The organism is uncultured Aquimarina sp., from assembly GCF_947496855.1.
Classification (GTDB): Bacteria; Bacteroidota; Bacteroidia; order Flavobacteriales; family Flavobacteriaceae; genus Aquimarina.
In genome coordinates, this window is the sequence record NZ_CANMED010000005.1 from 355,160 (window position 1) to 379,736 (window position 24,577).

Here is a 24,577-nt window from a genome sequence, read left to right on the forward strand (position 1 = left end):
TTGATTAAGAATATCTCAAAGGTATAGGATAGAAGTCAGCAAGAAAAACATTATTTTTGAAAAAACATAGGTTTCTAAAATGAAAAAAAATGAAGAATTATTCTTTTTGATAAAATCATTAACCAAAAGCGAAAAACGTTATTTCAAAGTAAATATAAAAGGAAATGAAACATCAGAATACATAACATTATTTAATGCAATTGATGCGCAAAAAAAATATAACGAATTCGAAATTAAAGAGTTGTTTAAAAACAAAGCGTTTACGAATCAATTAACAACTATAAAAAATTACTTAAAGCAACGCATTTTACAATCTTTAAGAAATTATCACTCGAGAATTTCTATAAAAGCGGAGTTAACGGATATTCTACGTAATATAGAAATTTTGTTCCATAAAGGCTTATACACCATTTGCGAGAGCGAACTAAATCGTGCAGAGAAGAAAGCAGTACATTTTCAGCAGGATGTATTATTATTTCAGCTTAGGGATTGGAAAAGAAAAGTACATCAAGCCTTATACCCGCAGGATTTCGAAACTTTAAAACATATCGTTACAAAACAAAAAACTTCTCTAAACTCCACCGTAGAATATATCAATCTTCTACTAGCGAATACTGATCCTATAAATTTCTCATTATCTCACAAAAAAACACATCGTATTCAAAACAAAACACTAAAAACCCTTCATTTATATCGAAAACAGCTTGCTGGAAAAAACTATGAAAAAGCTAAACAAACTATAGAAAAACTGATAAAAGAATGGGAACAAAATCCAGAACTATTAAAAGAGTATTTCACAACCTATTTTTCGGTCTGCAATAACTATCTCGGGTATCTTGTCTTTAAAAAGCTGCACAAAGAAGCTTTTGTTCGGATTTTACTATTAAAACAAAAAGCAAAAGAAATCACTACTTCTTCGGCCTCTTTAATAAAAGAAACCCTACGCCTTTATAACATTGAACTAGAGATTCACAGAAACCTTAAAGACCTTCATAACACACAAGAGGTTATTGAGAACATTCAGGACTTCATCACCAATAACAAAACAATGATCCCAGCAAATTACTGGCTTTCTTTCCGATTTCAATTTGCTAATATTTACTTTCAGAAAAAAGATTATAAAAAAGCATTACACTGGATCAATGCTATTCTTAATTATCAAACCAAAAAAGATCGAAAGGATCTGATCACCTACACATATTGGCTTAATCTATTAGTTCATTATGAACTCCAAAACGAATTTACCTTGAGACACCTAATTAATGCTTTCAAAAAATATTTAAAAAAGCACAAAAACATAGATTTCTATGAAAAATTATTATTAAAGTTTTTATCAAAAACAGTTGAGTATCCAGATAAAGAAAAGAAAAAAGCATTTGAACAACTTTCGGAACAATTAAGAGAAAATCCTATCCCCATATTTATTTTAGGTTATGTAGATTTTAAAGACTGGATCGATCATAAATATTAGTGGAATCGCTAGTTTAGAATCCAGTAGCAAAATTTTTAGTTTAGAAGTTTGTTGTCGTTTCGGAAGTACTAGGACAGCAGCAGTCGAAGCAAGAATGTTTAGTAACAATTGATCAGAATGAACTTATTTTGTCTAATTTTAGAGAAGATAGTTTTTTTCAGGATTTCAATTTCAAAATACTTCTAAATTAAGTTTAACATTTTAACCATTTCTTTTAATCAAAAGTTAATTAGTTACAAAAAAGTAATATTTAGTAATCATTTGGGTTTAACATACTGTTAATAACTTAAACACAAACTCAAATGAAAATTAACAAATCAATTTTATTGATGGGTACAGCTTTAGCTATACTCTCATGTTCAGAAAATGAACCAATTTCTGAATTAGAAAATCTAGAACCGGACAACCAGGTCTTTGATGGTGCCGAAAGAGCTAATTTTTCGGAAACTGGAACGATTAAAGAAGGGTTTTATGCAGGATTGCCTATCACCTATGAGTCTATAGATGAAGACAATATTTTTGAAGGAGATATTATTCTTCCAAAAGATGAAATCTATACAGAGAGTTCTAATTTTGTATTAGAAAATGGACAAGATCCTTCTCTAAGTAGAAGTGTCGGACGAACTTCTGGTAGATGGCCCAATAATACTGTTTACTATACAATAGCAAATGATCTTCCTAATCAATCAAGAGTCACCAATGCTATAGCAAGTTGGGAAAACAATACCAATCTTACTTTTATACAAAGAACTAACGAATCCAACTATATCAATTTTAGACCTGGTAGCGGATGTTCTTCAAGTGTAGGAATGGTTGGTGGAAGACAAAACATCAATTTAGCAAGTGGTTGTAGCACTGGAAATACCATCCACGAAATTGGTCATGCTGTTGGACTATGGCACGAACAAAGTAGAGCTGATAGAGATCAATATGTTACCATTAATTTTCAGAACATACAATCTGGTAAAGATTTCAACTTCAAAACCTATGTAGAACAAGGATATGATGGAGATGAATACACCAGTTCTTTAGATTTTGGATCTATTATGATGTATGGAGCATATTCTTTTTCTAATAATGGTCAACCAACAATTACCAGAAAAAATGGAAGTACATACTCCGTTCAAAGAAATGCATTATCTACAGGAGATTTAGAAGGAATCGAAAAAATGTATCCGGATGGCGGTGATGGTGGCGGTGAACCAACTTACGAAAACGGACAATATTATACTGTTTATGGGTTAAGAGTATATAGATACAATGATAAATGGTACTACTATAGTTCTCAAGGATGGAGAGAAGTAGTTTATGTCAATGGTGCTTGGTACTACGCATAAAATATAATCTAACATAGTCATCAATTTTTTTAAGCCTTAGGTAAATTTACCTAAGGCTTTTAATTTTTAGTTGCAACGATATTCCCTATTTTTGGTCTGTTATTGAAAATCTTATGATGAGATCATTGTTATCCTTATTACTAATACTAACTATCATCTGTCTTGGGTGTAAAAACGAGAATACTGTTAGTACCGAAAAGGAAATTGAAATTATTCAACTTGATAGTTTATCGAAAGAAAAAGCCGATATTGATGTACTAAAACTTTCCGTTCAAACAACAAAAGATTTAGAAAACTTTGAAGATTTCCAAAATCTTAAGGCGTTAATACTATCTATGAACAAGTCAAATCCTTTTGACATCAATAAATACGCAGATAGTGTTGATTTATTAGTACAAAATTTCAAAGAAAATTTATCCGAGGATTTAAAAGTGAATCCTATAAATTCCAGAATTGCAGTATTGGCTACAGAATCTGGATTACTATTACAGCTAACACAAAAGCAAAATCAAGATGCTCAGAAACTAATGGACGCCAATATCAGGTTGCTTACAGCTTACAATAGTTTAATTATTCAGTTAAATGAGTTATCACTAGCAATACCAGAAGATATTGAAAAGGAACTGCTTAGAGAACGAGATATTTTAAGAGATTCTATTCTAAATCCGGAAGAAAAGAACATAGAAATTGAAGAGTAAGTTATTATGAAAAACATTGCCCTTTTTATTTGTTTAGCCATCACCATTGTTTGTAAAGCTCAGACAAAGGATACTAAAATCATAGATACAAAAAAAGAAATCAACCAGATTTTAGAAAAATGGCATAAAGCAGCTGCCGATGCTTCGTATGACACATATTTCGGGTTAATGACAGTGGATGCAATATTTATTGGAACTGATGCTACCGAAAATTGGGATTTGACATCTTTCAAAGCATTTTCTAAACCTTATTTTGACAAAGGAAAAGCATGGAGCTTTAGTACTTTAGAAAGAAATATATTTACACAAACCAAAGCGAACCTGGCTTGGTTTGATGAGCTATTGGACACACAAATGGGTATATGCCGAGGAAGTGGTGTATTAGAAAAAACAAAAGAAGGTTGGAAAATAAAACACTATGTGCTTTCTATTGCTATACCTAATGAAAATGTAAAAGAAATCACTGCTCTCAAAAAAACCTTTGATACTGATTTAATGAAAAAACTAAGAAGTAAGCAGAACTAAAACAACGTTTTTGTAAATTCTTCTATATTAGCATAGCACTTGGTCGCTCCGCTCTCTAATAGCTTTCCTTTATTTTTATTTCCTATTCCAACAAAATCTAAGGATAAATTCTGAGCTGTTTTTAAATCCCAAAGCCCATCTCCTACAGAAACGATATTTGTAAAAACTGGTTTTTTATAAAAAGTTTTCGCTCTTTCTACTGCATCCATAACAAACCCTTCTCTTGATTCGTGTGTCATAGAAGTGGCTAGTAACGATTCATCATACCAAATATCACATTGCTCTAACTTAAGCATTGCTGGTTTAGGTAATGCTCCAGTCGCAAAACAAAATGGTATAGAATTATCCCTAAAAAGCTGTATTAAAACTTTAGCGCCTTTAATCTCTTTTACGGGATGGAACTCAAGCATCTGTTTAACCAAATTATCCTCAAAAGGCTCTAATAGATCATTCGGAAACTCATCCTTAAAATTACGTTCATAATTATAGCGAAGCGCATAACTATCCGTATGGTGCTTATAATTATTATAATCGGTATCTACATTTTTAATTCCAGAACTAATCATTGCTTTAGTAACAGAAATAAGATACATAGCTACACTATCTGTTAAAGTTCCATCAATATCAAATATGTATAATGTATCTTTCAATAGCATGATTTTAACCTATAAAGAATATTTTAACGATAAAATAAAGTTTCTTCCAGCCCCTGCAATACCTGATGAGTATGGCCTATATCGTTGATCAGTAACATTCTCAATTGTTAAGGTTGTCTGTAAACTTTTAGTAAACTGGTATCTTGATCGTATGTTCAGTATATACCATGAAGGAGAATATGGGTTGCCATTTTCATCAAGAGCATATAAAAAGTCATTATTTTGCTGCGATGGTGCTAATTCTTCAAAATCAAACTGACCATTATATATAGCAGAGAAATCGATCATCCATTTATCCTTTGTATAGGTAAGATTAGTACTTCCGAATTGAGGAGCTACATGTCTTGATGGTGAAATGGATCCATCATCCAATTCTTCCTCTCCTCCAGTAAAAGTATATTTTGAAGAAAGGTTGAAATTTTTTATAAAATCATAACTCATTCCAGCTTCAAAACCATAAATCTGTGCATTTGCAGCATTCTGAATCGCTTGTACATTACTCGGTTCTCCGCCAAAAAGAATTTCAGTCTCTCCATTAAGTGCAAAATCTCTACGAACCAATGCATTATCCAGCTGCGTGTAATAAGTAGCTAAATCGATTTTAAAATTTTTACCCACATTTGCCGTTACTCCTATTTCACCATTATATGCATATTCTGGTTCTAAATCTGGATTAGGCACAACCACTGAACCTGGTTCAGAGTCAAATATTTTACCAACATCATCAATATTAGGTGCCCTAAATGCTGTTGAAAAATTTATTTTCCATTGCAAAATTTCATTCGGCAACCAACTAATCCCTGCTGTCCCCGTAAATGCTTCTGTATCTAAATTAGCCTCAGTAAACGGAAAATCAAAAAATGAATCATCAAATTCGGAATACAAAATGATTCTATTATATCGTATACCTCCTTGAAACCTTAATTTTTCACTTAATTTACTTTTTAGACTAGCATAAGCTGCTATAGACTGCCAAGTAGATCCATCCGGATATCTGGAAGGTGCAGCTACAATTTCACTAGTTAAAATATTAAGCGTCGAACCTTCAGAAGATACTTGGTTTAATATATATTCTAATCCATAATACACAGATGTCTTTTCATCAAACGTTTTTTCAAAATCAAGATTTGCGGAGTATGCATCCACTTCTTCTTTTGTTCTTGATAATATTTCTTCTCCAAAATCACGATCGTTTCTACTTTCTTGAAAATTTTGATAAGCTGCTGTAAATTTAGCCTTATCATATAATCGATTTTTCCATTTATTGGTTAACTGAACATTCCCCATTAACCATTTTTGAGGGCCGTAATACCATTCTGCAGATCTCAGGTTTTCATCTCTAAGACGAATCAAACGATCATATCTTGGGTAATCTGATGTTTTTGTATAAATAAAACCAGCATTAATATCCCATTTTTCATTAGGTATAAAATGTACTTTTTGTAAAAAATTCATTTGATCATATCCCGTGAATTTTTGAGTTTTCGAATCATCATTTTCTATTACAGTATCTACACCGTCAACAGTTTGCACAAATTCACTACGCAAATAATCATCCGGGCCATGGCTTCCCATTTTTAGATCATCGAAATCAGTATAGCTCACACTTGTTAAAAAAGCCCATTTTTCTAAACCAATATTAAAATCAATATGACCGGTTTTCTCATTACTAGCACTGGCATATCTCATTATTGCATTACCACTCAATTTATTCTTACCACGTATCGCTATCTTTGGCTGAGCTGTATAAAAATTCATTACGCCACCCACAGCATCACTCCCATACACTACAGATCCTGGACCCAATATTACTTCTGTTCTATCAATAGTGAAAGGATCCACAGATATTACATTTTGCACGTTTCCTCCTCTAAAAATTGCATTATTCATACGCACTCCATCTACCGTAAGTAATAGTCGATTCGTAGAAAATCCTCTGATTATTGGACTACCCCCTCCTAATTGACTTTTTTGTATAAATACTTGACCACTACTTTGTAAAAGGTCAGCAGACGTTTGTGGTGTAGAAAAAGCTATTTCATCAGAGGTGATGCTAACAATCTTTTGGGTAACATCTTTTTTATCTTGCTCCCACTTAGAAACCGAAATAACAACTTCTGATAATTGATTTTCGTCTACTTCAAGATATACAACACTTGAAGAGGCAATAATTTCTGATTTAGTTGATGTAGAGGTGATATGAGAAATATGAACAAAATAAAGTGTTTCTGTATCCAAAAAAGTGGAAATATCTACTATTCCATCAAAATCCGTGATAGCTGTCTTTGATTTTGTTTTATTGTGAATTGTGACACTAGGGATTGGCTGATTATTTGACCTACTTAGTACCGTGATACTTTGAGCAGCATTATCTGTGACAAAAAACAAAGTGAATACAACAACTAAAAATAAGCGCATTACTTAACTAAAAATTTCATTCAAAATAGAAAGCGATTTCGGCTTTTTAAAACCGTGCAAATGTAGCTCAAAATATACTAATAACATGCTAAGAATTTCATTTCTTACTATTCTAGACATTTTAATACTCATACTTTCTTCAAATGTCGTGCCTAAAAACTCCTTGAACATCAAAACACTATATCCTTCTAAACAATAAACATTAGAATTATCATCCTGAAAACGGCCTTCATGCATATTAAAAACAGATAAGGAAATATCCGATATGTCAGGATAAAAACCTAAATACTGTGTAAGTTTTATCAAAAACGAAATATGAAAATTACCAATATTATCGTGAGAATCTAACCACAAAAAGGTGGTTTCCAGGTAATGAAAAAGTTCTTCGTTTACTTCCTCTTCGCGAATTGTGTTTTTTAATACTTCTGAAAGAAAAAACACTAATGAACTTTTAACAAAATCCGTATGTAATGATTGATATGGAATCAGAATTTTAGCTTCTTTAATTCTTTCTAAAGTACCCTTATCTTTATGGTTAGCTTCTATCTCTAATAACGTCAAAGGCTGAAACAATGATGATCTTATTTTTCCACGTTTGGATTTTAATATGCCTTTTAATAAATAAGAGCGTAATCCGCTAGTTTTTGTCAACAAAGAGACTATTAAATCACTTTCTCCATAACGCAAAGAGTGAATTACTATAGCCGAAGTCTGCACAATCATTACCTAACAATCAAAAGCTTAGAAACAGTCGTTTCGGCCTGATCTTCTCCGGTAACCAAAATAAGATAGACTCCTGAAGCTACTTTATGTCTTCCAAAGGCAGTAGTATCCCATTGAATACTTCCTCCCTCACTAATCTCTTCATACACTAAGTTACCTTCAATATCCGTAATTTTTACATTTGCTCTACTTGTTAATCCTTTTATAGTAACTCGCCCACTAAATCCTGGCCTTACAGGATTAGGAAACGCTGCTACATTATCTAGATCACTTTCAGGTCCTGTTGCAGTTCCTTTATATTCAAGTAACCCTAGTCCTGTTGCAAAATAAACTGACCCTGTAGAATCATCTACAGAAATATCTCTAACATTATTTGTAGGTAAAGGAGAATTATCTTTAGTAAAATGAGCTAACGTTTCCTGACCATCAGCAGAGAAATAAAACACCCCTGATGATGCAGTTGCCACCCACTTATTATTAGATCCATCCACCTCAATATCTGTTATTGTTTGATCAAACAAAAGTTCCTGAGGAACACCTTCTTCATCCAAAATAATAATCTGACTTGCTTGTGGATTGTTTTGTTGGAATGCTCCAGAAGTATTAAACAAAACCCTGATTCCTCTAAAAGTACCTATCCATAATTGATTATTTCGATCTACCTCTAAAGCCAAAATATAATCACTAGGTAAATTAGAACCTTCTGCTTCTCCTGATAATTGAATGAGGTTTCCAGTATTAGAATTATAACCAATCACTCCAGAATTCCAACCTCCAAAAAATAAATTTCCTTCTCTATCAATTACCGTATCAGAAAAACCAAGATTATCTCCAGGATTCGGTATAAATTCACTTACATCTACATTTAAAATTTGTGATGAGCTTGGTGAAAATCTTCTTAAACCGTTATCAATTCTGGAATTATTAATCCACAAATTTCCTTCATTGTCAAATACCGAACCATTTAATCTTAGAGCATCACCAAAATCACTATTAGTCTCATTATACAATTCAGTGACAACGTTGTTATTCACCTCTAACAAGCCATCCTCATAACTACTAATAAAGACCTGATCTTCATTATTAGGATTTATAGTGACATGAGATAAAGATGTAACTCCAAGCACCTCATCTTTAGGAATATTAAACCATCCACCTGCTGTAAGTTTACTAATACCACACTGCTTAAGTGGTCCAAATCCAAATGGATTAAAATTCACATCATAACGACCAAAAACCACCCATAAATTATCGTTTAAAGCCTCTAAACCAAAAGCCGAATTAAGCAATGGCCCCTCTGGAGTAACGGAGGTTTTAGTATTTAAGTTGTTTAAATCGATCTCTAATAATCCTCTACTTCGAGTTCCGATGTATATATTATTATCAAAGGTCAATGCCGAATTAAGTAAAAAAGCATCTTCTGCAGTACTTACAACTGATGCTATCTCCTGAAAGGTCGAATCCACTACTAAAGCACTATCAGATGTAGCCAGAGTTAAACCTTCTGAACTAACAGAGACATCTATAATATTATCAGAAGCTGTAACGACAGTCGTTAATATTGCACCTTCTAATCTACGAACCAGGTTATTAGTTTCCCAAACAAGAATTTGATCATTAAACAATGTAATCCCATTATACCCTCCAGGAATCAAAGTAGTCCATTGGTTAAAATCGACTAGGTTTGGATTACTAATATCTGCTATTAATATACCATTACCAGTAGTAGTTGCATATATAGAATTGTCTGATACGGTTGTTCCCGTAATATTTATTTGTGATCCTGCTGGGCCAACAAAAAACGTATCTCCAAATTCAATTCTTTCTAAATTAAACTCTACAATCCCAAACTCTGTAGAAATAAATAGTTTATCCTGATCTTCAAAAAAGTGATTAATTCTTTTTTGTGTTGGAGGAATTGTTGGTTTTTCTAAAATATCAATAAACGTTCTAACTTCATCATCAATCACTAATTCCAACAATCCATTTTCATAACCAATAACCGTAATATCATATATTGAACTGTGATAAATGGTAGAAATAACTTCTCCAGATAAACCATTTATAGTTGAAAAATTTTCTGAAGTTCTAGTATCTGTATCATAAATAAAAACAGCATTTTCAGAAGCTACATAAACTTTACTGTCGATTGCATATGTATCCCTAACCTGAAAATACGAATAATGTCCTGTCCACTGATTACTAAAATCTTGAGCAAAAAGACATAGTGGAAAAATTAGGAGTATTAATTGTCTGAAATATTGCATAATTTATGAGTGATATTAGCCTGGCTTGATAACACGCTAAAATACTAAATATTGCTTTTAAATAATGAAAAAAGCCGTTCTAATCTAGTAAGAACGGCTTTCGTTATAAATCCTTATTATTATTTACACAACTCCTTGTGCAAGCATAGCATCAGCTACTTTTACAAAACCAGCAATATTTGCTCCCTTGACATAATCAATATAACCATCATCATCGGTTCCGTACTGAACACATTTTTCATGAATATCATTCATAATTTGCTTCAACTTATCGTCAACCTCTTTTCTAGTCCATTTAAAACGTAACGAGTTTTGAGTCATTTCTAATCCTGAAGTAGCTACACCACCTGCATTTGATGCTTTACCAGGTGCGAAAAATATCTTAGCTTTATGAAAAGAAGCCACAGCATCTGAATCACAAGGCATGTTTGCTCCTTCACTAACACACATACAACCATTATCTATCAATAATTTGGCATCATCTCCATTTAACTCATTTTGTGTAGCACAAGGCAATGCAATATCGCATTTTTCACCCCAAGGAGTTTTTCCCTTATGAAACTTAGCAGAACTATATTTATCAGTATACTCACTTATACGCCCTCTTCTTTCATTCTTAAGTTCCATAACGAACTTAAGTTTTTCTTCATCAATTCCATCTTCATCATAAATATATCCAGAAGAATCTGAAAGAGTAACAACCTTTGCACCTAATTGGATTGCTTTTTCCGTAGCGTATTGCGCTACATTACCTGATCCAGAAACCGCAACAGTTTTTCCTTCAAAAGAATCGTTTTTAGTTTTTAGCATATTTTCTGCAAAGTATACCGTACCATAACCTGTTGCCTCTGGACGAATCTCAGAACCTCCCCAGCTCAATCCTTTTCCTGTTAAAACTCCTGTAAATTCGTTTCGCATTTTGCGATACATACCAAACAAGAAACCTATTTCACGTGCACCTACTCCTATGTCTCCTGCAGGCACATCTGTATTAGGGCCAATATGCCTAAAAAGCTCACCCATAAAACTATGACAAAAACGCATAATTTCATCGTCAGATTTTCCTTTAGGATCAAAATCAGATCCTCCTTTTCCTCCTCCCATCGGAAGTGTAGTCAAACTATTTTTAAACACTTGCTCAAAGGCTAAGAATTTCAGAATACTAATATTCACAGAAGGATGAAAACGTAATCCTCCTTTGTATGGACCAATAGCAGAGTTCATCTGAATACGATACCCTCTATTTACATGTATTTCGCCTTTATCATCAACCCAAGATACACGGAACATAATCGCTCTCTCTGGTTCTACCATTCTTAATAGAATGTTTTTTCCATTATAAATTTCCTCTGTAGCTATATAAGGGATAACAGTTTCAGCTACTTCTTGTACTGCTTGTAGGAACTCTGGCTCATGCGTATTACGAGCTCTTACTTCTTCCATAAATGCATCTATCTTTGCTTGCATATGTTAATAGGATTAAAAGATTCTTGTTTAAAGGTTGGTTTAACGCGTCAAATATATGTTATTCTCAAAAAAATATATCTATTTTTTTGAATTTAATAATGCTTTATCCGATTGCTTGTTCTAAATCTGCAATCAAGTCATCTACATCCTCTATCCCAACGCTTAATCTGATCAGAGAGTCTACTACTCCTGTTTTCTCACGTTCTTCTTTTGGAATTGATGCATGTGTCATACTTGCGGGATGTCCAGCTAAACTTTCTACACCACCAAGCGATTCTGCCAAGGTGAAAATCTTTAAGTTTTCTACTATTTTAATTGCTTCATCAAAATTACTGCCTTTGGGAACAAAAGATATCATACCTCCATATCCGTCCATTTGTTCTTTAGCTATATTGTGATTAGGATGCTCTTCAAACCCTGGCCAATACACTTTTTCAATCTTAGGGTGGTTTTTAAGATATTTAGCAATCGCCTCTCCATTTTCGCAATGACGCTGCATACGAATATGCAATGTTTTAATTCCTCGAAGTGCTAAAAAACTATCCTGGGGCCCACAAACAGCTCCACTTGCATTCTGAATAAAGTACAAACGTTTCGCAACCTCATCATCTTTAACAATTAAGGCTCCCATTATCAAATCACTATGTCCACCTATATATTTTGTAGCACTATGCATTACGATATCGGCTCCAAGATCTAAAGGGCGCTGTAAATATGGCGTTGCAAATGTATTATCCACAGCTAACAAAATATTATGCTTTTTTGATACTTTAGCAACTCCTCTTATATCAATAATATTCATCATCGGATTCGTAGGTGTTTCCACCCAAATCAATTTGGTGTTTTCATTTATATACGATCCAACTTTATCAGCATTATCCATTCCAACAAAATGAAATTTGATTCCGAAACCTTCAAATATCTTAGTAAATAATCGATAAGTCCCTCCATACAAATCACTAGTAGAAATAACCTCATCTCCAGGTTTTAGTAACTTAATCACTGCATCAATAGCAGCCAATCCAGATCCAAACGCCAAACCATACTTTCCATTTTCTATACTTGCAAAAGAATTTTCCAATGCTTTTCTCGTTGGATTATGCGTCCTACTGTATTCAAATCCTTTATGCCCTCCAGGTGTTGTCTGAGCATATGTAGAAGTTTGATATATCGGAGGCATTACTGCACCGTAAGCAAGATCAGGTTCTTGTCCTCCGTGTATTGTTTTGGTATTAAATTTCAATACTTTGAATTTTTAAAATAATTCTTAATTTTTTGAAGTTCCTTTAGCGAACTATTATATTTTCGAACAGAAAAAATTAACTTACGGCTTTTTATGTTAAAAAGCTGAACAAATGTATGATTTAATTCGTTCTAATCATATCTCAATGAATACCTTTAGTAGATGATTAACACAAAACCTAACACTAAATTGAAGATCACTTTTTTTCTAGTGATTCTAGTATGTTTTAATAGTTGCGAGACTAGTGAATTTTTTACTTTCCAGAAGCGAACAGTAGCTATTGATGATTTTTTTGACTGTCAGGTAACGGATTGTGCCATTACAGAAATCTTCCTCTTAGAATCTGTAAGCGAAAGTGAAATTTCAAAAAGTATCAATGTAGAAATTGAAAAAGCCGCATGCGCTCTCCTAAATATGGAAGATGACGTCTCTTTAAACTCGATGGAGAAAGCTCTTAAAAGCTTTAATATCTCTTATCAAGAGATAAAAAAAGAGTTTCCAGATGAAATCGTTCCATATGAAGCGAGTATAAACTGTGATATAAGTTTCCAAAACGATAATATACTGTCCGTACTTGTGGATTCTTACATTTTTACGGGAGGCGCTCACGGAAGTGGCAATTCTACCTATCTAAACATAGATTTAAAAACTGGCAAGGTCATAGCAAACAAAAAATTAATAAAAGATTATAATGAGTTTTCAAGTTTTGTACAAAAAGCTTTCCGAAAAACCCATGAAATCCCTGAAAATCAATCCATAAATAGTACTGGATTCTTTTTTGAAAATGACAGATTTGTTCTTCCTGTTAATATTGGTTTCACTGAAACTCATCTCGTTTTATTGTATAACCAATACGAAATTAGTTCATATGCGGAAGGACTTATAGAATTAAAATTCGATAAGGAAGAGGTAGCAGAATACTTCTCGGCAAATATATTATAACGACTTTTTAAGTGCTAAAATATAGCCAAGGTGGATTCCTTCATGAAAATTATTAAAGCTCATAGCATCTTTTACAGATTTTAATACAAAACCGGTACTCGTTGGGTATTCTTGATACTTCTTAAAAATCCCCGCACTAATATCTTCTTCTGTTTTATCCAAAGTAGAAAATAATAATTCCCTAATTGTATTCACTTCTTCTTGCGATACTGTTCTTTCCGTTTTGGTTCCTTTCTTATAAAGACTTATCATTTCATCATCAATCATTAAAGGCAATCCACTTAATTTATAAACAAGTAACTGTTGTGTAACTACTACGTGTGCTATATTCCAGATCAAATTATTAGAAAACCCCTCAGGAACTTTATTGAGATCTTCTAATGAATACTTATCCATTATTTTAGTTAACAATCTTCTATTCGTTTTGGTAATTTCTAATTGATCTTTCATATCTACTTAGTAAATGTTCTTAATTTTTACCCAAAAATATGAGTTTTCATTGTGAAATGAATTTCCTTTGTGCTGATTTTTGATATTTAAAAAACCATCTGTGAAAAAAACATACTATTTATCCACTTGTGATACCTGTAAACGGATTTTAACCGAACTAAATCTTTCTTCAGATTTTGTTTTACAAGACATTAAATCAGAAGCAATTACCCCTGAGCAATTAGAAGAAATGAAATCCCTTTCGGGTACTTATGAATCTCTTTTCAGCAAAAGAGCAAGATTATATAAAGAAAGAGATTTAAAGAACAAGCTTCTTACTGAAGACGATTATAAGAATTTAATACTAGAACATTATACATTCTTAAAACGTCCAGTAATTCTATATGAAAATCAAATATTTGTTGGAAACAGTAAAAAAATTGTAGAAGCTGCAAATACAGCTATTAATGGATAAAAGAACAGTAGCATTACTTGCAGCATTTGGTGCCAGTTTGATCTATGCGATTAACCACACCTTGGCAAAAGGAATAATGCCTACACATATCAAACCTTTTGGTTTTATACTTCTTAGAGTTATTGGTGCCGCGACACTTTTTTGGTTAGCTTCTATCTGGGCTCCAAAACAAAAAATTGAACGTAGTGACTGGTTAAGAGTATTTGGTTGCGCTATTTTTGGTATGGTGATTAATATGTTAATGTTCTTTAAAGGGCTTCAACTATCAACTCCAATAAATAGTTCTGTAATGATTACCATCTCTCCTATTTTGGTATTCATTTTATCTGCTATTTTTCTAAGTGAAAGAATAACGATTCTGAGATCCGTAGGTATTTTATTAGGCTTTTCTGGAGCATTAGGACTCATCCTTTTTGGTGAAGAAACCAGACAAGATGCTCCTAATATACCTTTGGGAAATATCTTATTTATTATTAACGCAGCTTCTTACGCTATTTATCTTGTATTAGTAAAACCGTTAACAGCAAAATATCATCCTTTTACTTTAATGAAGTGGTTTTTTCTGATCGGTGTTATCATTAATTTCCCGATTACAATTTCAGAATTTAGCGAAGTGCAATGGACAGCCCTTCCTTATGATGTGATATGGAAAATGGTTTTTGTCGTAATAGGAACTACTTTCTTTACCTATTTACTGAATGTGTTTGCCTTAAAGACGTTAAAAGCGTCAACGATAGGAGCATTTATTTACCTACAACCTTTATTAGCGATTAGTTTTGCTATGGCAATGGGTGCTGATTCCTTAAACCTTGTTAAGATTTTATCTGCCCTACTAGTATTCTTAGGTGTATATCTAGTTACAAAAAAACCGAAAAAACTAGCTTAAATCAACAGGTATTTTTGCAAATTTTCTAGTATCATCTTTGGTTAAAATTTTAAAGCTATCGGGACGTTCTACTTTGTCCATAAACTGAAGCATTTCTTCAGGAAGGGGTATTAATTTTCGAGTTTTTAGATCTAACCATGCTCCCATCATTTCGCAACGTGCAAAATTTCTCCCTTTGTAATCATAAAAATTATGTACAAATTCAAAGAATTTTCCATCTTCACTCATTCCTGCTAATTCTAAAGAAACTTTGACTGGTTTTCCATAAAAAACTTCTTTAAAATAGTAGATATGTTCGTAAAACGTAATAGGTCCAATATTAAACTGAGCTAGAAGTCTTTGATCGAAACCCATATCAAATAAAAATGACATCCGTGTATGAGCAGCATACTCTATATATGTTTTGTTTCCTAAATGCCGATTTGCATCAATATCATTCCATCTAATCTCAAATTCTTTTAAGTACATATCCATTAATTTTACGACGCAAAAATACAAAACACTTAGTATGCCTGCATAATAAACTCCTATTAAAAATTGTATATTTAATCCAATACGGAAAGACATTTCTAGAGATTGAAATTTACACCAAGTTTTCAATTTTGATTGATTACTTTAAAAAAGAATTATTATGAGCTAGGCTTTGAAAACCAGTATGGTCTTCTTATTTTAGAACAAAATTAGTTTATGTATATAAAACGTAATATTGGCTGGGGACTTATCCTTCGTTTTGCTTGGAAAAACTTACTCTTCTTCTCCTTTTATACTGCTAGTATTTTTTCGCTGTATTATTTTTTAGATTTAAAATTTATAGACATCCCATTTCAACCATTATCGTTGATTGGTATAGCTGTTGCCTTTTATATTGGTTTTAAAAATAGCCAGAGTTATGATCGCTTCTGGGAAGGGCGGAAAATTTGGGGTGGTATAGTGAACTATAGCAGAACTTGGGCAAATCAGGTTTTATGCCTCGTTGATGATACTACTGAAACTAAAAGAATATTGATTTATCGCCATATCGCTTGGATTAATGCATTACGCATACAATTAAGACAACCTACTTCTTTTTCCATTAAAGAAAATGCAGCTGTAGAACGCCTCTTTAACAAACACGCAGAACGTAATCCTGCATGTGATGTTACCAAAGGTTTTGTATCTAATGAAGAATATATTGATTTACTTCAAAGAAAAAATGCTGCGACTCATTTAGTAAAAAATCAAGGATTACACATTAAAGAACTACTAAATTCAGAAAAAATAACAGAATTTGACAAACAGCTTTTTCATGGAATATTAGAAGAATTATACAATCTCCAAGGAAAATGCGAACGTATTAAAAACACCCCTTTTCCTAGACAATATGCATACTTTAGCACCGTTTTTACCTGGATTTTTGTTTTACTATTACCTTTTGGGTTATTAAATGTTTTTGAAAATGAACTTAGTGAAATGTCTCGGCATTTACAACCGTGGTTTATCTTTTTGATGATTCCATTGTCTGTTTTGGTCTCCTGGATATTTACCACTATGGAAAAAATTGGTAGTAATAGTGAAGATCCTTTTGAAGGTAGAATTAATGACGTTCCGATGACCGCTTTATGCAAAACTATTGAGATTGATCTTAGAGACATGTTAGATGAGAAAGACCTTCCTGAAAAAGAAAAACCAAAAGATAATATTTTGTATTAATGCCTATAGTATCCTCACAATATTCGCCACCATATATTTTTAAAAACGGCCATTTTTCTACCATATACCCCAATTTATTAAGAAAAATTAATGGAATAAATCAACAACGAGAACGGATAGAGTTAGATGATGGTGATTTCATAGATATAGATTGGAGTTTTGGAGTCAATCCGGAATCATCAAAACGGGTTGCTGTATTGATTCATGGACTGGAAGGTAATGCTCAACGACAATATATTATGGGATTAGCCAAACATCTAAATCATAATCATTGGGATGTAGCTGCAGTAAACCTTCGCAATTGTAGTGGAGAAGTAAATCGATTATACAGATCTTACAATGCTGGGGTAAGCGATGACTTAGATTCCATTATTACACATATTATTGAAAAAAATTATGGTAGTATTTCTATTTGCGGATTCAGTCTTGGAGGAAATATTGCACTAAAATATTTAGGAGAAAGAACAATTCCTTCTCAAGTTAAATCTGCTGTAGCTGTATCCGTTCCTTGCGATCTTTACGATTCTTTAACAGAAATCAATAAGCCCAAAAATTTTATATACCAACAACGTTTTATTAGAAGTTTAAAAGAAAAATTAAGAGAACGACAAGAGGTTTTTCCAGACAGAATTAGTAAATCAGACATTAGTTTGTGTAAATCTCTAATTGATATTGATGACCTATACACTAGCAAAGCGCATGGATATATTGATGCTATTGATTATTATACAAAATGCAGTAGTAAGCAGTTTTTAATGGGTATAGAGATACCTACACTTATCATAAATGCTAAAAATGATACTTTTCTGGGAAATGCATGTTATCCTATTAAAGAAGCTAAAGAAAACTCTAATTTATTTTTAGAAACACCAAATTACGGAGGTCATGTTGGGTTTTATCTTCGCGGAGAAACTTACTACAACGAACAGAAAACCGTAACATTTTTACAGAAATAGTAAAAAATCATAACGTTTTTACCATATTTAGTAATAATAATCCTACATATTGAAATACGTGAAACAAACGTTAAGTCAATGTTAAGGTTTTGTGTGGTAAATTTCAGTCTTTTCGTCGAATTTTTTTTTTTAATTAGGAATATTTTAAGAGTTTTGGTCGTTTCCTTATAGAATCATCAAGGAAATTTAATAATAGCTAACTCAAACTCAATAAAAATGAAAAAACGTTACAAAAACCTTACTGGGGTATTTGGCTTTATGCCAAAAAGGTTTGGAAAACTACACACACTAGTTTTTTCCACAATGTTTCTCCTTTCTACTGCAGCATTTGCACAAACAGAAACAGCTAAATTAAAAATTAGATCAGAGAGTAATATTTCTAAATTAAATCAGTTGCAGGCGCAAAATACCGAAAAAGCTGCACTATTGAAAAAAGAAGCAATACAGGCCGCTAAGCAAAACGGATGGCCAATTACGACAACACTAAAAGACGGAAGTTTTGTAGAATTACAAAGACTAGCAGAAGATGGAAGTGCTATTTATTATGCTACAAGTAATGTTGCTGCAGCTAGATCTACAAGAGCAAATCATCTTAATATCGGAGGATCTCTTGGCCTTAACTTAGATGGTCAAAACATGACTGCCTATGTATGGGATGGTGGTCACGCGAGAGCATCTCACCAAGAATATGATGGTACTGGCGGTAACAATCGTGTAACTATTCAGGATACTTCTACAGAAGGAGGTCTACAACTTAACTTTCACGCTGCTCACGTAACTGGAACTATTATGGCTTCTGGTGTACAAGCGAATGCGAAAGGAATGGCTCCACAAGCAAAAGTAAATGGGTATATGTGGAACAACGATGTTGCTGAAGCTACTGCTGCCGCTGCAAACGGAATGCTTCTTTCTAACCACTCATATGGTTTTAGAAGTGATTTAGTTCCTGATCAGTATTTCGGAGCTTATATCGATGAATCAGAAGCTTGGGATGAAGTAATGTTTAACGCACCTTATTATCTTATGGTAGTTGCTGCTGGTAACGATGGTAACCAAAATAGTTATAATGGCTCTCCACTTGGAGGAAATTCTTCTTATGATAAATTAACCGGACACTCAACTTCAAAAAACAATATGGTTGTTGCCAATGCTCAGGATGCAAGTATAAATGCAGATGGCTCTTTGAGTAGTGTTTCAATTAACAGTTCTAGTAGTGAAGGACCTACTGATGATTTTAGAATCAAACCAGATATCACTGGTAATGGTACAAGTGTATATTCAACCTATGAAAGTAGCGACACTGCATACGCTAGTATTACTGGAACCTCAATGGCATCGCCAAATGTAACTGGTTCTTTATTACTATTACAACAGCACTATAATAACTTAAACGGAAGTTTTATGAGAGCTGCAACCTTGAAAGGGTTAGCACTGCATACTGCAGATGATGCAGGACCTTCTGGCCCTGATGCTGTATACGGATGGGGATTAATGAATTCTAAAGTTGCTGCGGAAACTATCTCTGTAAACGGAAATGAAAGTAAAATTGAAGAATTAACTTTAAATAGTGGTCAAACATATTCGATCACAGTTGATTCCGACGGAAATAGTCCATTAATGGCATCTATCTCTTGGACAGATCGTGCGGGTACTGCAACAACTGCTACCAATTCTAATACTGCTATGTTAGTAAACGATCTAGATATTAGAGTTACTAAAAACTCTACAACCTACAGTCCTTACCGATTAACAGGAGTAACAACAAATGGAACTGGTGATAACACTGTAGATCCATACGAAAGAATCGATGTAGCTAATGCTTCTGGTTCTTATACAATTACAGTTACTAACAAAGGATCTCTAGTTGGAGGAAGTCAAAATTTCTCTCTTATAGTTACTGGATTGACCGGAACACCTGTTGTTTGTAATGCTACCGTTCCTGCGGGAATAGGATCCTCTAATGTAGGTTCGGATACTGCGACAATTAACTGGACTGCAGTTCCTGGAGCATCTTTTGATGTAAGATATCGTCAAACAGGTACTTCAACTTGGACTACTCAAGCTGGTGGTGGAACTTCTTACGTAATTTCTGGTTTAGCTGCTACTACTTCGTATGAAGCACAAGTAAGAAGTAATTGTTCTGATGGATCAACTTCTTCTTATAGCACATCAACAACCTTTACTACTACAGAAGTTCAATTAAATTATTGTGCATCTAATGGTAACAGCGTAGCTGATGAACATATTGGTAATGTTCAATTAGGAACAATCAACAATGTATCTGGTGCTGGAAGTGGTGGTTATACAGACTTCACTTCTATTTCTACATCAATTGCAAAAGGAAGTTCAAATACAATTACTGTAACTCCAACTTGGAGTGGCACAACTTACAATGAAGGATACAGCGTATGGATCGATTATAACCAAAATGGTGTATTTACAGATTCTGGAGAACAAGTATGGACTCAGGCTGCTACACAAACTACACCTGTTAGTGGAACTTTTACAGTTCCATCTAGTGCTGTAAATGGGGATACAAGAATGCGAGTTTCTATGAAGTACAATGGAGTACCAAGTTCTTGTGAATCTTTTGATTATGGCGAAGTAGAAGATTATACTATTATAATAGGAGCTTCGCAAGGGGATATACAAGCACCAACAGCACCTGCTGGATTAGCTGCATCTAATGTTGCAGAAACTACTTTAACTTTATCTTGGACAGCTGCTACTGATAATGTGGGAGTAACGGCATATGATGTCTATCAAGGAAGTACAATCTTAGGAGAAGTTACTAGTACAACAGCTAATGTTACTGGATTAACTGCAGATACTGCATACCAGTTTAGTGTAAAAGCAAAAGACGCAGCTGGAAACGAATCTGCATTTAGTAATACTGTTGATATTACTACAACTGGTGGATCTACTGGTGGTGGATGTGCCTCAGGTATTTCTTCTTTTCCTTATAATGAAGGATTTGAAAATACACTTGGATCGTGGACGCAATCTACCGCTGATGATATTAATTGGTTAGTTGATGCTAGTGGAACACCTTCTGGTACTACAGGACCATCTTCTGCAACGCAAGGCACATATTATATTTTTGTAGAAGCCTCTGGTAATGGAACTGGGTATCCTAACAAACAAGCAATATTAAACTCTCCTTGTTTTGACTTATCTGGTCTTTCTGAAGCAAGTTTCTCTTTTAGTTACCATATGTACGGAGCTGCAGATATGGGAAGTATCGCAGTAGATGCTAGTACTGATAATGGAGCAACTTGGACAAATCTATGGAGCGAAACGGGTAATCAAGGAAACTCTTGGTTAGATGCTAGTATTGATCTTTCTGCTTATGCTGGTGGAAGTGTTCAATTACGATTTAACAGAATTACTGGATCTACTTGGCAGGCTGATATTGCAATAGATAATGTATCATTAACCAACACATCTGGTGGTGGTGGATCTACAGATATCTGTGATGGAGTTTCGGAATGGAATAGCTCTCAATCATACCAAACAGGTGATAGAGTTACATATCAAGGAAGTCTATACGAAAGAACAGCTACAGGATGGATTAATTTAGGAGTTTGTGGAACTACAACATCATTTACTACAACATCTGATGATCCTCTAGGCCCACCGACTCAGCTATTATCTGTATACCCTAATCCATTAGAAGGAGCAATTCTTAATGTAAATGTTCGAAATACAGCAACAAAAGAATTTTCAATTCATAATATATTAGGCCAAATAGTTCTTAAAGGGACTTTCTCTAACACTATAAATGTTCAAGCATTAGAAGCTGGCGTATATATGTTAAAAGTAAATGAGGAAATGGTTCGTTTCATAAAAAAATAAAAATTATAGATCGATAACCTTAATTTTTAACAAAGCCCTGAAGCAAAATGTTTCAGGGCTTTTTGTATACTTGTTATTTATAAACTAGCTTATTCTAATGTTCAATGAAATACTTCAAAACTGACAGACTTCTATTAAAACCTGCTACCATAGAGGATGCAACATTTTATCTTGAACTCCTTAATTCTCCAAAATGGCTACAAAATATTGGAGATCGAGACGTGAAATCCGTAGGAGATGCAGAACGTTATATCACAGAAAAGATGACACCTCAACTAGAACGATTAGGATACTCTAATTATACCGTAATCCGTAAGTCAGATAAAGTAAAATTAGGTTGTTGCGGTTTATATGATAGAGATGGAATTGAAGGAGTAGATATTGGTTTTGCTTTTTTGCCTGAATACGAAGGAAAAGGATATGCTTTTGAAAGTGCACTAAAAATAAAAGAAGTTGGGGTTGCAGAGTTTGGCATCGAAAAGATAAGTGCGATCACCATACCAGAAAATAAGTCTTCACAAAGACTATTGGAAAAATTAGATTTTACGTTTATCAAAATCATTAATATCCCTAATGATGATGAAGACCTTATGTTATATGAGTATCATATTTAGACAAAAAAATTCAGGCTATAGATGTTTTTTATATAAATATAAATGTTCAAGACCAGTTTGTAAACGTTCATCAAAAAAAAAAGCACTTCGTTTCTATCATATATACATTGTAGTATCAATTAAATCTAATACTATGAATACTCTTATAACAGATAATTTGTCAAAAACACACCCAAATATTTCTATTTAAATTTATAACGGAACGGAAAATATCTCAATACCCATAACATTAAAACGAAGAAAAATTGTATCTGAATTAGGCTTCTGGTTGAAAATTTACTTGTCTTCGATACTATTTTCTATCGAAAATCACTCTGACTCATATAAACTTTCTTAAATCGAACTAACTGGACTAGTAGTTTCAAAAATAATGAACATATAAAATAACTAATTACATCCCGCTCAATGCTCTTAATTGATTAACAAGTTCAACTAAATCTAATTAAGAATCACCCAATATTCATATAAGAAAGATTATGACACATCAAACTCTTTCTTCAATAGAAGAATTACTTCCTAAAGACCTAATCATGAAAGCACACAAATCTTTTATTATTTCGAAAAATAAAATCTTATTAATAGAGGGGAATCTTATTCAAATTAATGAGCATAAAATACCTATAGGTAAAAAGTATCGTTAAAAGGTACATTGATTAATTTCTTAATTTGAAGACACTGTTTATTTAAACAAAAAACCTGTTAAGCTCAATAGACTAACAGGTTTATTCATCGCGACTTGGGGAGTTACGATTAATTAACAACAAAAAATCACAAAACAAAAATTATCTTTTTTGTTAAAACAAAAATACTTTTTTTGCTAAATACATACAGTTAGAAATCAACTCGATCGTAGGCTTAACTGATTTCTGTAGACGATTTATACGTTTTTTCATAATAGGGCAAAGTGTGAGGGTTAAAACTTAATTAATATTTTAAAAAGAGAACAATTAAAAAACCGTACTTCTTTATAGGGACTGCTAATATGCAAATTATTTTTGGAAACAACGTTTAAACACCATTAAAATCGATAAAATACTCAAAATTTTAACATTTAAGGTGATTTCTGTAGTGTTTGTAGGTTGAAGCAAAGGTTTAAGTAAGTAAAAACAGTAGTTTAAAAGTAGTCTTTTTCTTACTTTATGAGTAATTATGATGCCTTTTTTATGATAACGTTTCCTTTTCTAATTTATTATTCGTCGTAGTTGATTTAATAATCGTTTACCTTGATGTAGAATTTGATTAAATCAATCTAAAACCATTTCAGGTACATTTCCATCAATAATCAGCCTTCCTTCGGTTGCATTTTTAATATCCTCTACACTCACTCCTGGAGCTCTTTCTAACAACTTAAATCCATCATCAGTAATTTCCAAAACCGCCATGTTAGTAACCACCTTCTTAACGCACGCTACACCAGTTAATGGTAGGGAACATTTTTTAAGAAGTTTAGATGCTCCTTCTCTATTGGTATGCATCATGGCTACTATAATATTTTCTGCACTAGCAACGAGGTCCATAGCACCACCCATTCCTTTCACCATTTTTCCTGGAATTTTCCAATTTGCAATATCACCTTTCTCAGAAACTTCCATAGCCCCTAAAATGGTTAAATCTACATGCTGACCACGTATCATATTAAAACTCATAGCAGAATCAAAAAAAGAAGCGCCTGGCATGGTAGTAATTGTCTGCTTACCAGCGTTAATGATATCAGCATCCTCTTCTCCTTCAAAAGGAAATGGTCCCATACCCAATACACCATTCTCACTCTGAAACTCCACTTCTATTCCGTTAGGGATGTAATTTGCAACCAATGTAGGGATACCAATCCCTAGGTTGACAAAATATCCATCATCTAGCTCTTTAGCTATTCGTTTTGCTATTCCATTTTTATCAAGCATATTTATTTTCTTCTAATTTTATAAG

Annotated in this window: 21 protein-coding genes; 12 read left to right on the plus strand and 9 right to left on the minus strand. The window is 33.2% G+C overall.

The features are described from left to right. Positions 1 to 79: 79 nt before the first annotated feature. From Q0921_RS16415 to Q0921_RS16430, 4 genes are all read left to right on the plus strand, one after another. Complete coding sequence (locus tag Q0921_RS16415; RefSeq protein WP_299258761.1) at positions 80 to 1,471, plus strand: hypothetical protein; 1,392 nt, start codon at positions 80 to 82, stop codon at positions 1,469 to 1,471. Positions 1,472 to 1,773: 302 nt separating this feature from the next. Beyond that, complete coding sequence (locus tag Q0921_RS16420; RefSeq protein ID WP_299258764.1) at positions 1,774 to 2,808, plus strand: M12 family metallopeptidase; 1,035 nt, start codon at positions 1,774 to 1,776, stop codon at positions 2,806 to 2,808. A gap of 113 nt (positions 2,809 to 2,921) precedes the next feature. Beyond that, entirely contained in the window at positions 2,922 to 3,506 is a 585-nt protein-coding gene (locus Q0921_RS16425; protein WP_299258766.1) for a hypothetical protein, read from the plus strand. A 6-nt stretch (positions 3,507 to 3,512) separates the two neighbouring features. Then, the gene (locus Q0921_RS16430; RefSeq protein WP_299258768.1) at positions 3,513 to 4,031 is read left to right on the plus strand and encodes a nuclear transport factor 2 family protein; all 519 of its coding nucleotides are present in this window, start codon (positions 3,513 to 3,515) and stop codon (positions 4,029 to 4,031) included. On the opposite strand, the gene Q0921_RS16435 is transcribed toward Q0921_RS16430, so the two are convergent. From Q0921_RS16435 to Q0921_RS16460, 6 genes are all read right to left on the minus strand, one after another. Beyond that, complete coding sequence (locus tag Q0921_RS16435) at positions 4,028 to 4,681, minus strand: HAD family hydrolase (protein WP_299258770.1); 654 nt, start codon at positions 4,679 to 4,681, stop codon at positions 4,028 to 4,030. The genes Q0921_RS16430 and Q0921_RS16435 overlap by 4 nt on opposite strands. Before the next feature lie 15 nt (positions 4,682 to 4,696). Then, the gene (locus tag Q0921_RS16440; RefSeq protein WP_299258772.1) at positions 4,697 to 7,105 is read right to left on the minus strand and encodes a TonB-dependent receptor; all 2,409 of its coding nucleotides are present in this window, start codon (positions 7,103 to 7,105) and stop codon (positions 4,697 to 4,699) included. 3 nt (positions 7,106 to 7,108) lie between these two features. Next, positions 7,109 to 7,828 (minus strand): DNA repair protein RecO, encoded by a 720-nt coding sequence (gene recO / locus Q0921_RS16445; protein WP_299258774.1) that lies wholly within the window; start codon positions 7,826 to 7,828, stop codon positions 7,109 to 7,111. Then, entirely contained in the window at positions 7,828 to 10,095 is a 2,268-nt protein-coding gene (locus Q0921_RS16450) for a two-component regulator propeller domain-containing protein (RefSeq protein ID WP_299258776.1), read from the minus strand. The genes recO and Q0921_RS16450 overlap by 1 nt, the downstream gene beginning before the upstream one ends. Before the next feature lie 123 nt (positions 10,096 to 10,218). Beyond that, entirely contained in the window at positions 10,219 to 11,562 is a 1,344-nt protein-coding gene (gdhA, locus tag Q0921_RS16455; protein ID WP_299258778.1) for an NADP-specific glutamate dehydrogenase, read from the minus strand. A 103-nt stretch (positions 11,563 to 11,665) separates the two neighbouring features. After that, positions 11,666 to 12,805 carry a cystathionine gamma-synthase gene (locus Q0921_RS16460; protein ID WP_299258780.1) on the minus strand — a complete coding sequence of 380 codons (1,140 nt, stop codon included), beginning with the start codon at positions 12,803 to 12,805 and terminating at the stop codon, positions 11,666 to 11,668. A gap of 162 nt (positions 12,806 to 12,967) precedes the next feature. Here Q0921_RS16460 and Q0921_RS16465 point away from each other — a divergent pair, with 162 nt between their 5' ends. Next, the gene (locus Q0921_RS16465) at positions 12,968 to 13,747 is read left to right on the plus strand and encodes a DUF3298 and DUF4163 domain-containing protein (protein WP_299258782.1); all 780 of its coding nucleotides are present in this window, start codon (positions 12,968 to 12,970) and stop codon (positions 13,745 to 13,747) included. Here the strand turns inward: Q0921_RS16465 and Q0921_RS16470 are convergent. After that, entirely contained in the window at positions 13,742 to 14,197 is a 456-nt protein-coding gene (locus Q0921_RS16470) for a DinB family protein (RefSeq protein WP_299258784.1), read from the minus strand. The two genes, Q0921_RS16465 and Q0921_RS16470, sit on opposite strands and share 6 nt — an antisense overlap. Positions 14,198 to 14,297: 100 nt before the next feature. On the opposite strand from Q0921_RS16470, the gene Q0921_RS16475 reads away from it, so the two are divergent. Both Q0921_RS16475 and Q0921_RS16480 read left to right on the plus strand, forming a co-directional pair. Continuing rightward, the gene (locus Q0921_RS16475) at positions 14,298 to 14,651 is read left to right on the plus strand and encodes an arsenate reductase family protein (RefSeq protein ID WP_299258786.1); all 354 of its coding nucleotides are present in this window, start codon (positions 14,298 to 14,300) and stop codon (positions 14,649 to 14,651) included. After that, positions 14,644 to 15,537, plus strand: coding sequence for a DMT family transporter (locus tag Q0921_RS16480; RefSeq protein ID WP_299258788.1), 894 nt, complete (start codon positions 14,644 to 14,646; stop codon positions 15,535 to 15,537). The genes Q0921_RS16475 and Q0921_RS16480 overlap by 8 nt, the downstream gene beginning before the upstream one ends. Here Q0921_RS16480 and Q0921_RS16485 read toward each other — a convergent pair. Then, a complete protein-coding gene (locus Q0921_RS16485; protein WP_299258790.1) occupies positions 15,529 to 16,005 on the minus strand; it encodes a thioesterase family protein in 477 nt (158 codons plus the stop codon). The genes Q0921_RS16480 and Q0921_RS16485 overlap by 9 nt on opposite strands. A gap of 219 nt (positions 16,006 to 16,224) precedes the next feature. On the opposite strand from Q0921_RS16485, the gene Q0921_RS16490 reads away from it, so the two are divergent. The 5 genes from Q0921_RS16490 (at position 16,225) to Q0921_RS16510 (ending at position 23,292) form a co-directional block, all read left to right on the plus strand. Further along, positions 16,225 to 17,226: a bestrophin family protein gene (locus tag Q0921_RS16490; RefSeq protein ID WP_299258792.1), complete on the plus strand. Its 1,002-nt coding sequence runs from the start codon at positions 16,225 to 16,227 to the stop codon at positions 17,224 to 17,226. Then, positions 17,226 to 18,182 carry an alpha/beta fold hydrolase gene (locus Q0921_RS16495; protein ID WP_299258794.1) on the plus strand — a complete coding sequence of 319 codons (957 nt, stop codon included), beginning with the start codon at positions 17,226 to 17,228 and terminating at the stop codon, positions 18,180 to 18,182. The genes Q0921_RS16490 and Q0921_RS16495 overlap by 1 nt, the downstream gene beginning before the upstream one ends. A 216-nt stretch (positions 18,183 to 18,398) precedes the next feature. Next, complete coding sequence (locus tag Q0921_RS16500) at positions 18,399 to 22,037, plus strand: S8 family serine peptidase (protein ID WP_299258796.1); 3,639 nt, start codon at positions 18,399 to 18,401, stop codon at positions 22,035 to 22,037. Positions 22,038 to 22,141: 104 nt separating this feature from the next. Further along, the gene (locus tag Q0921_RS16505) at positions 22,142 to 22,651 is read left to right on the plus strand and encodes a GNAT family N-acetyltransferase (protein ID WP_299258797.1); all 510 of its coding nucleotides are present in this window, start codon (positions 22,142 to 22,144) and stop codon (positions 22,649 to 22,651) included. A 476-nt stretch (positions 22,652 to 23,127) separates the two neighbouring features. Then, on the plus strand, positions 23,128 to 23,292 hold the full coding sequence (locus Q0921_RS16510; protein WP_299258798.1) for a LytTR family transcriptional regulator DNA-binding domain-containing protein: 165 nt from the start codon (positions 23,128 to 23,130) through the stop codon (positions 23,290 to 23,292). A gap of 603 nt (positions 23,293 to 23,895) precedes the next feature. Here the strand turns inward: Q0921_RS16510 and Q0921_RS16515 are convergent. Continuing rightward, positions 23,896 to 24,552 (minus strand): CoA transferase subunit B, encoded by a 657-nt coding sequence (locus Q0921_RS16515; protein WP_299258799.1) that lies wholly within the window; start codon positions 24,550 to 24,552, stop codon positions 23,896 to 23,898. Positions 24,553 to 24,577: the final 25 nt, after the last annotated feature.

Excerpts from the sequence above, each read along its gene's own strand:
- recO (WP_299258774.1), bottom strand. The coding sequence starts at position 7,828 with ATGATTGTGCAGACTTCGGCTATAGTAATTCACTCTTTGCGTTATGGA.
- gdhA (WP_299258778.1), bottom strand. The coding sequence starts at position 11,562 with ATGCAAGCAAAGATAGATGCATTTATGGAAGAAGTAAGAGCTCGTAAT.
- Q0921_RS16425 (WP_299258766.1), top strand. The coding sequence starts at position 2,922 with ATGATGAGATCATTGTTATCCTTATTACTAATACTAACTATCATCTGT.
- Q0921_RS16515 (WP_299258799.1), bottom strand. The coding sequence starts at position 24,552 with ATGCTTGATAAAAATGGAATAGCAAAACGAATAGCTAAAGAGCTAGAT.
- Q0921_RS16420 (WP_299258764.1), top strand. The coding sequence starts at position 1,774 with ATGAAAATTAACAAATCAATTTTATTGATGGGTACAGCTTTAGCTATA.
- Q0921_RS16490 (WP_299258792.1), top strand. The coding sequence starts at position 16,225 with ATGTATATAAAACGTAATATTGGCTGGGGACTTATCCTTCGTTTTGCT.
- Q0921_RS16505 (WP_299258797.1), top strand. The coding sequence starts at position 22,142 with ATGAAATACTTCAAAACTGACAGACTTCTATTAAAACCTGCTACCATA.
- Q0921_RS16415 (WP_299258761.1), top strand. The coding sequence starts at position 80 with ATGAAAAAAAATGAAGAATTATTCTTTTTGATAAAATCATTAACCAAA.
- Q0921_RS16495 (WP_299258794.1), top strand. The coding sequence starts at position 17,226 with ATGCCTATAGTATCCTCACAATATTCGCCACCATATATTTTTAAAAAC.
- Q0921_RS16450 (WP_299258776.1), bottom strand. The coding sequence starts at position 10,095 with ATGCAATATTTCAGACAATTAATACTCCTAATTTTTCCACTATGTCTT.
- Q0921_RS16510 (WP_299258798.1), top strand. The coding sequence starts at position 23,128 with ATGACACATCAAACTCTTTCTTCAATAGAAGAATTACTTCCTAAAGAC.
- Q0921_RS16485 (WP_299258790.1), bottom strand. The coding sequence starts at position 16,005 with ATGTACTTAAAAGAATTTGAGATTAGATGGAATGATATTGATGCAAAT.
- Q0921_RS16500 (WP_299258796.1), top strand. The coding sequence starts at position 18,399 with ATGAAAAAACGTTACAAAAACCTTACTGGGGTATTTGGCTTTATGCCA.
- Q0921_RS16465 (WP_299258782.1), top strand. The coding sequence starts at position 12,968 with ATGATTAACACAAAACCTAACACTAAATTGAAGATCACTTTTTTTCTA.
- Q0921_RS16440 (WP_299258772.1), bottom strand. The coding sequence starts at position 7,105 with ATGCGCTTATTTTTAGTTGTTGTATTCACTTTGTTTTTTGTCACAGAT.
- Q0921_RS16430 (WP_299258768.1), top strand. The coding sequence starts at position 3,513 with ATGAAAAACATTGCCCTTTTTATTTGTTTAGCCATCACCATTGTTTGT.
- Q0921_RS16470 (WP_299258784.1), bottom strand. The coding sequence starts at position 14,197 with ATGAAAGATCAATTAGAAATTACCAAAACGAATAGAAGATTGTTAACT.
- Q0921_RS16480 (WP_299258788.1), top strand. The coding sequence starts at position 14,644 with ATGGATAAAAGAACAGTAGCATTACTTGCAGCATTTGGTGCCAGTTTG.